Origin of the sequence: Spirochaeta isovalerica, assembly GCF_014207565.1 — a bacterium.
Taxonomy (GTDB): Bacteria; Spirochaetota; Spirochaetia; order DSM-2461; family DSM-2461; genus Spirochaeta_F; species Spirochaeta_F isovalerica.
In genome coordinates this window covers 110,872-124,624 of record NZ_JACHGJ010000010.1, presented here as the reverse complement: position 1 = coordinate 124,624, position 13,753 = coordinate 110,872, and the positions used below count along the sequence as shown (strand labels likewise).

Here is a 13,753-nt window from a genome sequence, read left to right as displayed (position 1 = left end):
CGATATTCCCAATTATGATATAGATTTAAATGATCTTATATTTTTTCAGACCCAAAAATGATCAAATTCCTGAGACTATGAATACGAATAAATCATATGACATTAATGTAACTTATTGATATTTATCATACATTTATGTATGTTCAAAATCAATTCCTCAAGTCATCCAATGGACGATCCGGTGCTCCTCTTGTTATAAAGAAACATAACTTATTCCGTTTAAGAGAGGTGCAGAATGGGACATGCTTCCGATCAGGTCATACGCGATATTATTCTGCCGGCCGCGGAGGTAATCCATTGGGAGGGATTTTTCTTCTGGCCCGCATCGATCCCCTTCCATGCCGTCCAGACCGATCCGGCTTTATAGAGTCCCTGCGCGTCGGCCTCTTTTGCAATTTCATCGACAAGCGCTTTCAGGCGGCGGTCTTTCCGTGCGAAATCAAATCGGGTGAGAACTTCCGCCACATGGAGGATATCATACCAGATAAAGGGATATTTCAATTTTCTGAACTTCTTTCCCGTTCCAAAGAGATAGGGTTTGTCATGGCTTTCCAATTGCCCGAGAAGAGCTTCCTGGGATGCCCGGCACGATTCGTCGTTATGACGATCGGGAAAAAGGCTGTAGAGACGGAGCATAAGTAATGTGGCATAGGGACAGATCGTTCCCCTTTTGCCCGGCCCGTTGAATTTCCCCATGAGAGGCGAGACCGCACAGGGATAACCATAGGACTGGCCGAGAGAAAACAAGTATTCGGTCCCCCGCTCCAGTATGGCTCTGTCTACTCCCATGCGGTGAAGGCTGTAGTGGAGCAGCGGCGCGTCGCAAAGCATCCAGCTGTAGGAATCAGTACCGGAACCGCCGAAGTGCTTCGGGATATTCACCATCAGTTGAACGACTCCCTCATCAGAGCGGTTCGCCGAGATCGCGCTGCAGATCTCAGCGATATCCCGCTCTTCAACCGTGTAATCCAGTTCCGCCAGAAAGGCGAGCTTGTGGAGCAGGAGCTTAGCATCGTTATGCCTCTTCAGAACCGGATAAGGCCATTCTTTCAAATCATCGATAACCGAGCGGATAAAAGGATCGTTCATACAGAGACTCCTTTGGTCAGCCAGGCGATTAAGGCGCCTGTCACGAGAAGGCCTATCAGAGAGTTAACCAGCTCCAGAGCGACATATTCTGAGGGCTTATCGATCAGCACGAGCGCATTGATTCCCTCTGTAAGGTTTTTGAGAAACCAGATGACAGCCCCGAAAATCACCCCGCTTGCAACCGGGCTCCCCGGAAGAATGGAGCGAACGGCAAGATAGAGAAAAGTCAGCCCTATGGTAAAGACGGTACCCCAGCAAAAAAGAACCGGCAAAAACAGTTTGACCGGAAGATTCTTCCAGATCGGCAGATCTGAGGATCTCTCGCTGACGGCTCTGGCCCAGGGCGCGAACCACAGCAATGATCCCAGGAAAAAGCTCACCGCTCCTGCCACAGTTCCCCACAACAGCCCCGAGAAAAAGAAATTCATATTGTTCCTCCTGCCGCGAACGATGCCGCGGCCTTATTGACCTGTTTTTCCCAGAGAGTGAATCGACGGCGCAATTCTCCGCCGGCCCAGTTCTCCGGTAAATAGCAAGGCGGCAGAAGAGGGTCACCGAAAAGGATCTTCACGACCTGATCTCCCGTCTCCATTTTCAGCCGGAACGCTCCGGCGGGATCCGTTCGCTCCAGAGATCTCTCAGACTGTTCGATCAGTTTTATACCCCGTCCGAGAGCATCATTGACAGAATCGAGTTGCCAGAGTCCCCCGACTTCGACGGCTGTCAACTCATCGGGAAAGGTCAGAAGCACAAGCCTGCCGTTGACCGAAACGGAAAATCCCGATAATTTTTCTTTAATTTTCTCCTCTTCCCGGAAGGGTCTGATCCAGCAGCCGGGGTAAAAACTGACAAAGCGATGGGCCTCCAGCTTTGTCCGGAGTCTGTGGCGGAGCGCTTTCTCCGCCGAAGGGAGGGAGTAGAGGAATCCCCACCATCGCCCGTCCCAGGAGGACCAGTCGGGCTCGGCGAAGGAGAGCGCTACATTGGCACCGATCCGTTTGCCTCTGGTCACGATTGTGTAAAAGGCTTTTCGCCCCCTCTTCTCCGCCATTACGATTCCCCGGGCCGCCATTCTGGAAAGGGCCGTCCTCAGTGAAGTGTCGCTCATGGAAAAGGGAGAGGTGAGATACATAAGCCGGGAAACACTGTATTGCCCTTCCCCCATTGAAGCCATGATTCCAAAGATCAAATCACTATCTATCACAACCACAATATATCTCACATTTTTATACTTGTCTATTTTTTTGTGACATATTGCTTTTATTCTCTTCAGGACCCATAATGTACCTATGATAAACAGTCTCACCGTACTGCCTCTGTTTCTCGTTATCGGCTCACAGGCCAGGAACTCGGGAAAAACTTCATTTTCCCGGAAAATCATCAGGACGTTCGGACCGGAACTGATTGTGGTAAAAATTACAGTCATCTCACGGGGGCACAGCTGTCCCCATGGCGACAGAGGGTGCGGCGTCTGCTCTTCCCTCCAAACCCCCTTCGACATAACCGAGGAAACCGACCGGGAAAGCGGAAAGGATACGTCTCAGCTTCTCCAGGCAGGGGCACGACGGGTCTTCTGGCTCAGAGTTCGGAATGACGCCGTCGCCCGGGGGCTGAGGGCTCTTCTGAAAAGACTTGATCCCGGAATCCCGGTTCTCTGCGAATCAAACAGCATTGTGAAATATATTCAGCCCGGCCTCTATATCCAGCTGAAAGCCCGGAACCGGAAAAATACCAAGAAATCAGCAAAAGAATTGGTTGACAGGACCGATCTGATTGTTGAAACCACTCCGGACGGCGCCGATTTTGATTTCTCCCGGCTGTCCTGTTCAGAAGAGGGATGGTCGATTAAAAAAACTTGACTTTTCTTCTTTTCCTCAATATGTTAGTAATTACTTACTTACATAATAAAAAGAGGTGTATTGTGGCGGCTAAAGAAAAACTGCTTTATGCGGCATCGCGGCTATTTGAAGAAAAGGGCTATTCGGGTACGACAACAGCTGCTGTTGCCGCAATGGCCGGTGTTGCGGAAGTGACCCTGTTCCGTCATTTCAATAACAAGGAAACTCTCTTCAGGGAGACGGTAAAACAGATCCAGGGCTCGGTTATTCTGGAAATCTCCGATACCGAAGGCAATCCGGGCTTGCGCGATGGTCTGTGTCATTTCGCAAAAACTCTCTGCCGTTACTTTATTGAGCAGAACCGGACGATCCGCATGATGCTCTTCGAATCGATCAGAAATCCGGAACTGAAGGATCTGCTAAAAGATGGTCCGATGCGCAGCGTGACCCGTCTGGAAAATTTTTTCTCCTATCATATTTCGCAGGGGAGATTACCATCAGGAGATCCCCGTATCTATGCCGATTCTCTGATCAGTCTTGTTTTCGGCTACGCAATCGGCCTGGTCTCTCTGAAAGAAAAACAGGATATCAACTCTGAACTCGAATATCTGGAAGATATTATCACCACAGCCTTTCTACCCGAGTTAAAACAATAAATATGGAGTCTTTATAATGAAATTAAAGGAATACTACAACTGGCTTAAGGAAAACTGGGCCAATACCGGACTGTTGCTTGCTTTTTATCTGACGATCTTTCTCGTCGTGTTCGTCAGAAAATCCAATTTCGCCGTGTTTCTCATTCTGCTTCAGACACCACTCTACATGCTTCACCAAGCGGAGGAGTATATCTTCCCCGGCGGTTTCGGTCCCTTTTTCAACAGAGATATCTTCGGGGTGGAGCAGGATAACGAACCGATAGGCTCCGGTTTCATCTTTGCCATCAATATGTCCTATATCTGGATACTGCTGCCCTTATTCGGTTTTTTGTCAGTGCTTAATCCGGAACTGGGATTATGGATTCCCTATTTCACCATCTTCGCCGGTGTTTCCCATATCGCCCTGGCGATTAAGGCGCGAAAGCTCTACAACCCCGGCCTTATCGTCAGCCTGCTTCTGAATATACCGGTGGGAACAGCCGTTGTCCTTTACTTCATGAGGGCCGGATACATCGACAGCTTCTTTATCAACATTCATTTCCCCATTGGACTGGGATTAAATCTGCTTCTTCCTGTAATAGGCTCAATTCTCTATAAAAGCTACAAGAAGAAGGTACAATGATGAAAGCTCTTATAAAGAAAAACTCTCCCCTGCAGATAAAAGACAAAATATCCAATCTGATTAAGCCGAAAAACTACCTCATAAAAAAGATGAGCGCTAATGTGAAAGTGATCCGGGATATTCAGATCCCCATGCGCGACGGCCACACTTTATCAGCTAACCTCTATATGCCAAACAGGGAGGGAAAATTCCCGCCGCTCCTCCATCTCGATCCGACCCGCAAGGATGTCACCTGCAAAAACGGCTATATGCACATCCAGTACCGCTTTGCCCGTCAACCGGGACAACTTGTTTTCTCCGATGAAACAGGTTTTGAAGCACCGGATCCCGATTTCTGGGTGGCAAACGGTTTCGCCGTGCTTCACATAGATAAAAGGGGGTTTGGAACCTCCCCTCCCGGCAGAGAACCCCAGCCTTTCTTCGGACAGAAGGAAATTGAAGATATTTACGACGCTGTGGAATGGGCCGGCGTTCAGGAGTGGTCAAACGGGAATGTCGGGCTGATAGGCGTGTCCTACCTGGCGATAAACCAGTACAGAACAGCAGCGATGAATCCGCCCCACCTGAAAGCAATATGCCCCTGGGAGGGGGTCTCGGATCTATACAAAGACTGGTTTTACTGCGGAGGAATCCGGGAAATCGGCTTTACTCCTTTCCTCTTTAAAAGGCTTCAAATGTTCGGCTTCGGAGAGGATCTGGGAGAGATTTCAGCAGCCCATCCTCTTCGCGACGATTTCTGGAAATCCTATGTTGCCGACTTTGAAAACATAAAAGTTCCCATGCTCAACTGCGTCAGTTTCTCCTGCCAGATGTTCCATAGCAGAGGGAGCCAGCGGGTTTATGAGAGAAGCGGATCCTCCGAAAAATGGCTCTACACACACCGCAACGGAGAGTGGACCGAATATTACTGTACCGAAGCCACAGCTCATATGGCCAGATTCTTCAACCGGTTCCTGAAGGGGATACCCTCGCAAGGGGATGGACCGGATAAAATCCGACTTGAAGTCCGGGAATTTGGAGATCAGGTCAAAGAGGTCCGCTATGTCGATCAGTGGCCGCCTGCTGACATAACTTGGAAAACTCTAAATCTGGATAACGGTACATCCATCCTATCAAAAAGCTCCCCCGCTTCAGAAGAGGCCCGGAGATTCCGTCTGAAAAAGGAAGCTCTGGAATACATTTACCGTTTTGACAGGGATTGTGAGATAACAGGACCGATGAAACTGACTCTCTACACCAGTTACCAGGACTGCGACGATGCGACGATTTATGCTGGAATCCGGAAATTCCACAAAGGAAAAGAAGTGGAATTTGAAGGTGTATACGGTTTCCCGAATGATCTGGTCGCCAAAACGGCCTTGCGAACATCTCTGAGAAAAGTCAATGAAAAGACGAGTCTTCCCTATTCACCGGACCACGACTTTGATATCAGGGAGCCTGTCTCTCCCGGAGAAATTGTAAAGATGGAGTTTCAGTTTACCCCGTCCTCAACTTATTACAGAAAAGGTGATGAGATGCGGCTGATTATACAGGGGCAATACTTTATCGACGGTAAGAAGATTCATCAGCCTTTCCGATACGAAAGAAGCAGAAAAGGGATCTGTCGGGTCCATAGCGATGAAGATCACAAGAGCGAGCTTCTCGCACCTTTTATCGAAGCATGAAAAAAGGCGGCTACCTCTTTCCGGGGAGCCGCCTTTTTTTCTCATATCTTTTCAATTTTGACCGCACAGGCTTTGAACTCAGGAATCTTGGCGATCGGGTCCAGAGCGGCGATGGTCAAAGCATTGGCCGGGCTTTCCTTGAAGTGGAAAGTGAGGAATACAACGCCCTCTTTCATCCGGTCAGTTACATCGGCGGCAATCTCGATTTCGCCGCGCCTCGTGCTCACTTTTACCTTATCTTCAGGACCGATTCCGAGCCGGCCGGCATCGGCGGGACTGATCTGGATATGACCTTCCGGAACGATTCCGTGAAGCACCTCGCTCTTTCTGGTCATGGTCCCTGTATGCCAGTGCTGGAGCATCCGACCGGTTGTGAGAATCAGGGGATATTCCTCATCGGGCAGTTCCTGCTGGGGCAGATAATCGACCGGGTGAAATTTTCCCAGTCCCCGGGAGAATTTTCCCTGGTGAAGGACAGCTGTTCCTTTGTGCTCCTTATCAGGACAGGGCCACTGAAGTCCCACATCGGCAATCCGCTCATAACTGATCCCGCCGTAGATCGGTGTCACAGAAGCAATCTCGTCCATAATCTCCGAGGCTGAATTGTAATTCCAGTCCGCACCCATCCTGTTGGCCACTCCGGTGATGATCTCCCAGTCGGGTTTCGATTCACCGGGAGCCAAAACCGCTTCGCGGTACACCTGGACCCGGCGCTCCGTGTTTGTAAAAGTACCGTCGCGCTCGGCGAAGGACCGGGCGGGAAGGACCACATCAGCCAGTTCGGCCGTTTCGGTCAGGAAGATATCCTGCACAACGAGAAAATCGGTCTTTTTCAGAGATTTGACCACTTCATTGGTATCGGGATCGCTCAGAACGGGGTTTTCCCCGAATACATAGAGCCCTTTAATCTTCCCGGAACCCACATCGTGCATAATCTCGTTGACCGTAAGACCGGGCTTGTCGGAGAGTGAGACTCCCCAGGCTTTCTCGAATTTGGCTTTTGATTCAGGCAGATGCACTTTCTGATATCCCGGATAAACATCGGGCAGTCCGCCCATATCGCAGGCGCCCTGAACATTGTTCTGCCCTCTCAACGGATTGACTCCCGCGAAGGGTTTACCCACATTTCCCGTCAGCATGGCCATATTGGCCAGAGACAGGACGTTATCCGTGCCGGTGGTGTGTTGCGTAATTCCCATGGAGTAGACGATTGACGCGCTTTCAGCCGCCGCATAGAGACGGGCCGCCGCGCGGATATCTTCCGCCGGCACGCCGCTCACCTTTTCGGCGAACTCGGGAGGACATTTCATGACCGCCGCTTCCATCAGCTCATAATCTTCCGTCCGCGATTTTATGAAATCCCTATCGTGGAGTTTTTCATCGATGATGGTGTACATCATGGCGTTGATCAGAGCCACATCGGAGCCCGGTTTCTGCTGCAGATGTATATGGGCGATATCGGTCAGGGAAATCTTCCGCGGATCGGCGACGATCAATTTCGTTTTCCCCTCTGCTACGGCCTTGCGGATCTTGATTCCCATAACGGGATGGTTTTCTGTCGTATTGGAACCGATCACGAAAATAAGCGGTGTGTCGGAAAACTCATCGATGCTGTTGGTCATGGCCCCGCTGCCGAAGGCACGGGCCAGTCCCGCGACTGTAGACGCGTGGCACAAGCGGGCGCAGTGGTCTATGTTGTTATTTCCGAACTGTGTCCGGACAAACTTCTGCATAATATAATTATCTTCGTTACCCGATTTGGCTGATGTCAGACCGGCCAGAGCTTCGCTTCCGTGTTTTTCTTTTATCCCGGAAAACCGTCTGGCCACCAGATCGAAAGCTTCATCCCAGGTCGATTCGCGGAAAGCCTCTCCTTCGCGGATCAGCGGCACAGTCAGCCGTTCGTCCCGGTGGATGAAATCGAAGCCGAACCGCCCTTTGACGCAGGTATTCCCGTCATTGGGAATGACACCCGGCTCGCTGGTCACCTTGACCAGTTTCCCGTCAGCTCCGATATTCAGATCGAGCTGACAACCGACACCGCAATAAAGACAGGTGGTCCGGACTTTCTCCATGGTTCTCACCCGTCCTTTGCCTTTGGCCGCTTTGGCGTAGAGCGCTCCTGTCGGACAGGTATCGACACACTGGCCGCACATTTCACAGCTTGAATCGGTCAGAAGCATGCTGAAAGGTGTATTGACGACCACATTCCCGGAACGCCCTTCAAGTGTGATAGCCTCGGCGCCCTGAACCTCGTCGCAGATTTTCACGCAGCGCATACAGCGGATGCATTTTTCCACATCGTATCCGATGGCGATTCCGCCTTCGGTGTAGTTATCCGAAAGACCGCCTTTCACAATGGAGGGGAAACGATCCTCCGCCGCCCCGTACCGGTAGGCATAATCCTGAAGAGAACAGGCTCCCTCCCGGTCGCAGGATGTGCAGGTCGCTTTATGCTCGCTGAAGATCAGTTCCAGCGTCGACTTTCTCAAGGCGCTGAGTTTTTCCGATTCGGTGGTTATGGAGAGTCCCTCAGCAGCCTTCATCGTACAGGAGGTGTGAACGCCGGGACGTCCTTCCATCTCAACGATGCAGAGCCGGCAGGCGCCGGTGGGACTCAACCGCTGATCGTAGCAGAGATTGGGAATATCGAAGCCCTTTTCGATGGCGACATGCATAACATTGGCGCCTTCCGGGCATATTATATCTTTTCCGTTTATTCTGATATTTACACTATTCACAAACCCCTCCTCAGCACACTGCCGCCGCATCGAACTTGCAGACATCGACGCACATGCCGCAGCTGATACAGATCGCATGATCGATGATATGAGCCTTTTTCTTCTCACCGGAAATGGCGTCGACAGGACAGTTTTTCAAACAGACGCCGCATCCCACACATTTTTCCTCATCGATACAATAGGAAACCAGATCGGTACAGACCCCGGCGCGGCATGTCTTATCATGGATATGCTCTTCATACTCATGCCTGAAATAGCGGAGAGTCGTCAGAACGGGATTGGGCGCCGTCTGTCCCAGGGCGCAGAGAGATGATGTCTTAACCGTTTCGGCCAGCTCCTCGAGCTTTTCGATATCGCCCTCCTCTCCCTTTCCATGACAGATTCTCTCCAGGATATCCAGCATATGGCGTGACCCCACGCGGCAGGGCACGCACTTCCCGCAGGATTCTTTCTGTATAAACTCCAGGAAATAACGGGCCATATCGACCATGCAGCTCTTATCATCCATGACGATCAGACCGCCGGACCCCATAATGGCACCGACCTGTTTGAGCGATTCATAATCTATAGGCAGATCGAGAAACTCCCCGGGGACACATCCTCCCGAAGGACCACCCAGCTGGGCCGCCTTGAACTGACGCCCCTTGGGAATACCCTCCCCGATATCGAAAATGATCTCCCGAAGCGATATGCCCATGGGGACTTCCACAAGACCCGTATTGTTCACATCGCCGGCCAGCGCGAAAATCTTCGTTCCCTTGCTGTTTTCCGTGCCCGTCTCGCTGTACCCCTCACCGGTCTTTTCCAGAATAAGGGGAATATTGGCAAGAGTTTCCACATTGTTGATATTGGTGGGTTTGCCCATATAGCCGCTCACAGCTGGAAAAGGCGGCCTGGGACGGGGCATTCCTCTCTTTCCTTCCAGCGAAGCGATAAGAGCGGTCTCTTCACCGCAGACAAAGGCCCCGGCCCCTTTCCGGATAATCATTTTAAAATTAAAATCGGAACCGAAGATTTTCTCACCGAGAAAACCCCTCTCTTCGGCCTGTTTGACCGCCAGAGTGATATGCTCCACAGCGATGGGGTATTCCGCCCGGACATAGACAAAGCCCGTGTTAGCGCCGATCGCATAGGCGGCGATGATCATCCCTTCGATCAACTGGTGGGGGCTTCCTTCAAGAAGGGCTCTGTCCATAAAAGCTCCGGGGTCGCCCTCGTCGGCATTGCAGATAAGGTATTTTTCATCACCGGGTGAATCATGACAGAACTGCCACTTCCGACCGGTGGGAAAACCGGCCCCCCCCCGTCCCCGAAGCCCCGATCCGAGAACCTGATCGATAACCTGCTGAGGACTCATCTCCTCCAGCATCCTGGCTGCCTGTTTATAGGCTCCCCTGGAAACAGCGTCCTCCAGACTACGGGGATCAACAGTGCCGCAGGTTGAGAGGACTTCTTTTTTCTGATGGGCAAAAAATCCTTCTCCCGGAATCAGCCGTTTTACCGGCTCACCGTTGAGAACGGTCTTTTCTACGATTTCCGCCACATCTTCCCTTTTAACACCGCCGTAGTAATAGCCTTCCGGTTCCATACGGATCAGAGGAGATTTTGAACACTGCCCGAGGCAACCGGCCCGGACGATCTCAAAGAAATCATCCAATCCTTTTTCCTTCCGGATTTTTTCAAACTCATCGACCAGATCGAGTGATCCGGAAGCCCGGCATCCGGTTGTGCATATATAGACCTTTTTTTCGGTTTTCTTTTTCAGTTCCAGATTTTCATTCCGGAGTTTTTCCAGTTCCCTTCCTGTCATTTCACTCCCCCTTCCCGGTAGCGTTCCAGAATTGTTCTGACATCGCTTTCTTCAAGATTCCCGTAATAGGAATCGTCTATCATCATTACGGGAGCGAGGAAACAGGTCCCCAGGCAGGCAACAGTTTCAAAAGTGAACAGCCCGTCAGCTGACGTGCCTCCTTCTTCGATACCAAGCTCTTTGCTTATGGCCGAGGCGATTTTCGCACCATTTTTAACATGGCAGGCTGTTCCGCGACAGCACTTAACCATGTGTTTTCCTCTCGGTTCGAGATAAAACTGCTCATAAAATGTAACGACACCGAATATACGGCTGAGGGGAATCCCGCCTTCACGGCTTATAAGCTCAAGAGCCGGGCGGGGAAGATAGCCGTATTCATCCTGAATATCCTGCAGAAGCGGTATAAGATAATCGGGTCTGACTTTGCCATTAGTCAGTTTTTCAGACAAATCAATTCGGCCAAGAATATTACGAACCCCATCCAGATTCACTTCGGACATGAGTACCTCCCTGAAATCATCTCAATTGTAACATGATGATAGTGGATACACATATAATATAATTTTTTATATATATTGAAGATTATCGCTTATTCCAATACTGGCCCACCTGATCGAAGGGCTTATAGCACAGCTGCATAACCTGAGCCAGGATTTTGATTGTTTCCGCATCTCGAACCTTTACATCTTCCTTGAAAAAAAGAAAGCAGGTAAAGACAATCCCGGAAGGAAGAACGCCGCCGATACTCAACTGGCTCTTTATTCCGAAATCTCTCAGGAATTTCTTATCGGGAATATAAGGGGAGCCCGGAGCATCTTCTTCCAGGTAATATCCCTCGATGAGATTGCCGGCATCCATTTTCGAAGGGTTCACAATTTTCGAGTAGTCCATACCCAGAGAAGAGAATACTTTATCCAGCATGGGCATGGCTGAAAGTTCTCTCTTACTCTCCGGAAGCCGGATAATCTTATGTCCCTCCGAATCTTCAATGCGGTTCCACAACTTATCCTCACCGGCCGTACCGACAAGGCACAGATATCTGGAACTCTCATACCCCGGCTCATTATTGATGTTCTCTCTGTAGGAAGAAGGCAGCTCATCGAAAGGCAGGGCGACAAAGACTCGGCACATAGCCAGATATCTGTTTCCCTCTACGTCTGTCATTCTGTCATATATGTATTTCATATGCTTCATGGAGGCAGTTTCCATCGATGTCTCCCCGGCTGATATTTCTTTCATTTTCCGGGAAGTATCGCTTATGATATTGCTCAGATTCATTTCCTTTATATAGTTCTGGAAGATGGAATCCATCATGCCGTGAATACTGTCGACATTCCTGGAAATCTGTTCTATCGTTGCGGAAAACTCCTGAACCGTGGCCGACAGCTCTTCGGAGTTTTCTGCGACCCGGTCTATCTGGGAATTGATTTCCTCTACATTCAAGGCCACGGATTCCACAGCCGCGAGAACATCATCAGTTCTTTCGGAAACAACTCTCTGGCTCTTCCCGGACTGGTTAATCAGAGAAATTATCCCTTCAGCCGTTTTTTTCTGGTTGGCGGTATTTTCAATAACACTTTCCGACAATTTGCGCATTTCCGTCGTCACCACGGCAAAGCCTTTACCGAATTCGCCGCTTCTGGCTGCCTGGATGGCACCGTTGATGCTGAGGATTCCGAGTCTCTCGGCGATATCGTCAATGTTATTGATCATCTCGATAATAACTGATGAGTTTTTCTGGAGCAGGAGGATCTCACCGCTGAGATTCTGCTGTTCATCTTTGCTGAGACGACTGCTTTCCGAAACTTTTTCATTATGCTCCAACAGCCTTTTCACTGATTGTCTCTGGAAATTTATGGAGTCGACCAGTTCGCTCACCGATACGGCAATCTGCTGAATCGCTACAAGAATCTGGTTCACGCCGGATTTCAGCTCATCGAGAGCCATCCGCATCTCCCGGAAGCCGGCATCGACAATCTCATTGAGCATGACCGTATTTTTGTCTTTTTCATCAAGGAGGAAATTAAGAGTTTTCATTTCGTAAATATAGGAGAATTCCATATCGGCGAGTTTTTGTTTCAGATCATCCATTTCCATAGTAAGTCCTTATTACACTAATTATATGATTAATGTGGACTTATAAACAAAAAACCGCCCGGTGTTTCTCCGGACGGTTATTTTAATAGATCAGAAATTCATTTAAAGATCTCTCAACCTGATAGGCGTGGGCTGTTCTTCTTCGCCGTGCTTCTCCGCAAAATCTTTGAGAAGATCCTTCTCTTTCCCGCTAAGTTTCTTCGGAATCTGAACCTGAAGCTTCACATACATGTCGCCTCGTCGTCCGTTTCCATGAAGGAAGGGGACGCCTTCGTTCTTGATTCTGAGCATCTTGCCGTTATCCGTACCGGCGGCGATCTTGATCTTGATCTTCTTGTTATCCAGAGTCTTAACAAAGACTTCAGCTCCAAGAGCCAGCTGTGTGAACGTTACGGGTATAACGCAGTAAAGATCGTTATCGCTTCTTTCGAAATACTCATGTTCTCTCACATGGATTACAACATAGAGATCTCCTGCCGATCCTCCCTGAGGTCCCGCATCTCCCTGACCGCCGAGGCGGATCCTTTTACCGGGAGCTATGCCGGCGGGGACTTTTACCTTCAGTTTTCTGGTTTCCCTTGTTATGCCCTTACCACGGCATGAGGGACAGGGATTCTCAATGATAACCCCTTCTCCATTACAAGTGGGACAGGGCTGGGCAATAGAGAAAAATCCCGATGAACGCCGGACCTGTCCGGCCCCACCGCACATGGTACATGTCTTTTTGCCGGAACCTTCTTTGGCCCCGCTTCCGCCACAGCTCTTACAGTGAGCATGATGAGCGAACTCGATCTCCCGTTCCGTACCGAATACGGCATCACGGAAATCGATCTCCATATCATAGCGCAGATCGGAACCTCTTGCGGGACCGCCTCTTCTGCCGCCGCCGCGCCTTCCGCCGCCTCCGAAGAAGGAATCGAAGATGGAGGAGAAATCTCCTCCGAAAATGTCTTCGAATCCGGAAAAGGCGGAAGCGTTAAAGCTGGGACCGCCCATTCCGTCCACACCGGCAAAACCGTACTGGTCGTAAGCCTGCTTCTTCTGGGGATCGGAAAGAACTTCATAGGACTCCGTAGCTTCCTTGAACTTGGCCTCCGCTTCAGGATTATTCTGATTCCTGTCGGGATGGTATTTTACAGCCAGTTTCCTGTAAGCTTTTTTGATTTCCTCCGGCGAAGCTCCTTTCTCAATTCCGAGAACTTCATAATAATCGCGTTTTGCCACTGTTAAAACTTA

Annotated in this window: 12 protein-coding genes; 4 read left to right on the top strand and 8 right to left on the bottom strand. The window is 50.0% G+C overall.

Features of this window, described 5'->3' with window-relative positions; all coding sequences use genetic code 11:
* Window positions 1–252 precede the first annotated feature (252 nt).
* From HNR50_RS19555 to HNR50_RS19545, 3 genes are read right to left on the bottom strand one after another with little or no spacing between them, the layout of a single operon-like run.
* The gene (locus tag HNR50_RS19555) at window positions 253–1,089 is read right to left on the bottom strand and encodes a hypothetical protein (RefSeq protein WP_184748491.1); all 837 of its coding nucleotides are present in this window, start codon (window positions 1,087–1,089) and stop codon (window positions 253–255) included.
* Entirely contained in the window at window positions 1,086–1,517 is a 432-nt protein-coding gene (locus HNR50_RS19550; RefSeq protein WP_184748490.1) for a hypothetical protein, read from the bottom strand. The genes HNR50_RS19555 and HNR50_RS19550 overlap by 4 nt, the downstream gene beginning before the upstream one ends.
* On the bottom strand, window positions 1,514–2,293 hold the full coding sequence (locus tag HNR50_RS19545) for a PaaX family transcriptional regulator C-terminal domain-containing protein (protein ID WP_184748489.1): 780 nt from the start codon (window positions 2,291–2,293) through the stop codon (window positions 1,514–1,516). Before HNR50_RS19545 ends, HNR50_RS19550 begins: the two co-directional genes overlap by 4 nt.
* Window positions 2,294–2,378: 85 nt before the next feature.
* Between HNR50_RS19545 and HNR50_RS19540 the strand changes: the two genes are divergently transcribed.
* The 4 genes from HNR50_RS19540 (at window position 2,379) to HNR50_RS19525 (ending at window position 5,869) form a co-directional block, all read left to right on the top strand.
* Window positions 2,379–2,948: a hypothetical protein gene (locus HNR50_RS19540; RefSeq protein ID WP_184748488.1), complete on the top strand. Its 570-nt coding sequence runs from the start codon at window positions 2,379–2,381 to the stop codon at window positions 2,946–2,948.
* Between the two features lie 62 nt (window positions 2,949–3,010).
* The gene (locus HNR50_RS19535) at window positions 3,011–3,583 is read left to right on the top strand and encodes a TetR family transcriptional regulator (RefSeq protein WP_184748487.1); all 573 of its coding nucleotides are present in this window, start codon (window positions 3,011–3,013) and stop codon (window positions 3,581–3,583) included.
* Window positions 3,584–3,599: 16 nt separating this feature from the next.
* Entirely contained in the window at window positions 3,600–4,205 is a 606-nt protein-coding gene (locus HNR50_RS19530; protein ID WP_184748486.1) for an HXXEE domain-containing protein, read from the top strand.
* Window positions 4,202–5,869 carry a CocE/NonD family hydrolase gene (locus tag HNR50_RS19525; RefSeq protein ID WP_184748485.1) on the top strand — a complete coding sequence of 556 codons (1,668 nt, stop codon included), beginning with the start codon at window positions 4,202–4,204 and terminating at the stop codon, window positions 5,867–5,869. Before HNR50_RS19530 ends, HNR50_RS19525 begins: the two co-directional genes overlap by 4 nt.
* Before the next feature lie 41 nt (window positions 5,870–5,910).
* On the opposite strand, the gene fdhF is transcribed toward HNR50_RS19525, so the two are convergent.
* The 5 genes from fdhF to dnaJ all read right to left on the bottom strand — a co-directional run bounded on the left by fdhF (window position 5,911) and on the right by dnaJ (window position 13,741).
* Complete coding sequence (gene fdhF / locus HNR50_RS19520) at window positions 5,911–8,610, bottom strand: formate dehydrogenase subunit alpha (RefSeq protein ID WP_221439939.1); 2,700 nt, start codon at window positions 8,608–8,610, stop codon at window positions 5,911–5,913.
* A gap of 10 nt (window positions 8,611–8,620) precedes the next feature.
* On the bottom strand, window positions 8,621–10,420 hold the full coding sequence (nuoF, locus tag HNR50_RS19515; protein ID WP_184748484.1) for an NADH-quinone oxidoreductase subunit NuoF: 1,800 nt from the start codon (window positions 10,418–10,420) through the stop codon (window positions 8,621–8,623).
* A complete protein-coding gene (nuoE, locus tag HNR50_RS19510) occupies window positions 10,417–10,920 on the bottom strand; it encodes an NADH-quinone oxidoreductase subunit NuoE (protein ID WP_184748483.1) in 504 nt (167 codons plus the stop codon). The genes nuoF and nuoE overlap by 4 nt, the downstream gene beginning before the upstream one ends.
* Before the next feature lie 82 nt (window positions 10,921–11,002).
* The gene (locus HNR50_RS19505) at window positions 11,003–12,517 is read right to left on the bottom strand and encodes a methyl-accepting chemotaxis protein (RefSeq protein ID WP_184748482.1); all 1,515 of its coding nucleotides are present in this window, start codon (window positions 12,515–12,517) and stop codon (window positions 11,003–11,005) included.
* 102 nt (window positions 12,518–12,619) lie between these two features.
* Complete coding sequence (gene dnaJ, locus HNR50_RS19500) at window positions 12,620–13,741, bottom strand: molecular chaperone DnaJ (RefSeq protein WP_184748481.1); 1,122 nt, start codon at window positions 13,739–13,741, stop codon at window positions 12,620–12,622.
* Between the last annotated feature and the right edge of the window lie 12 nt (window positions 13,742–13,753).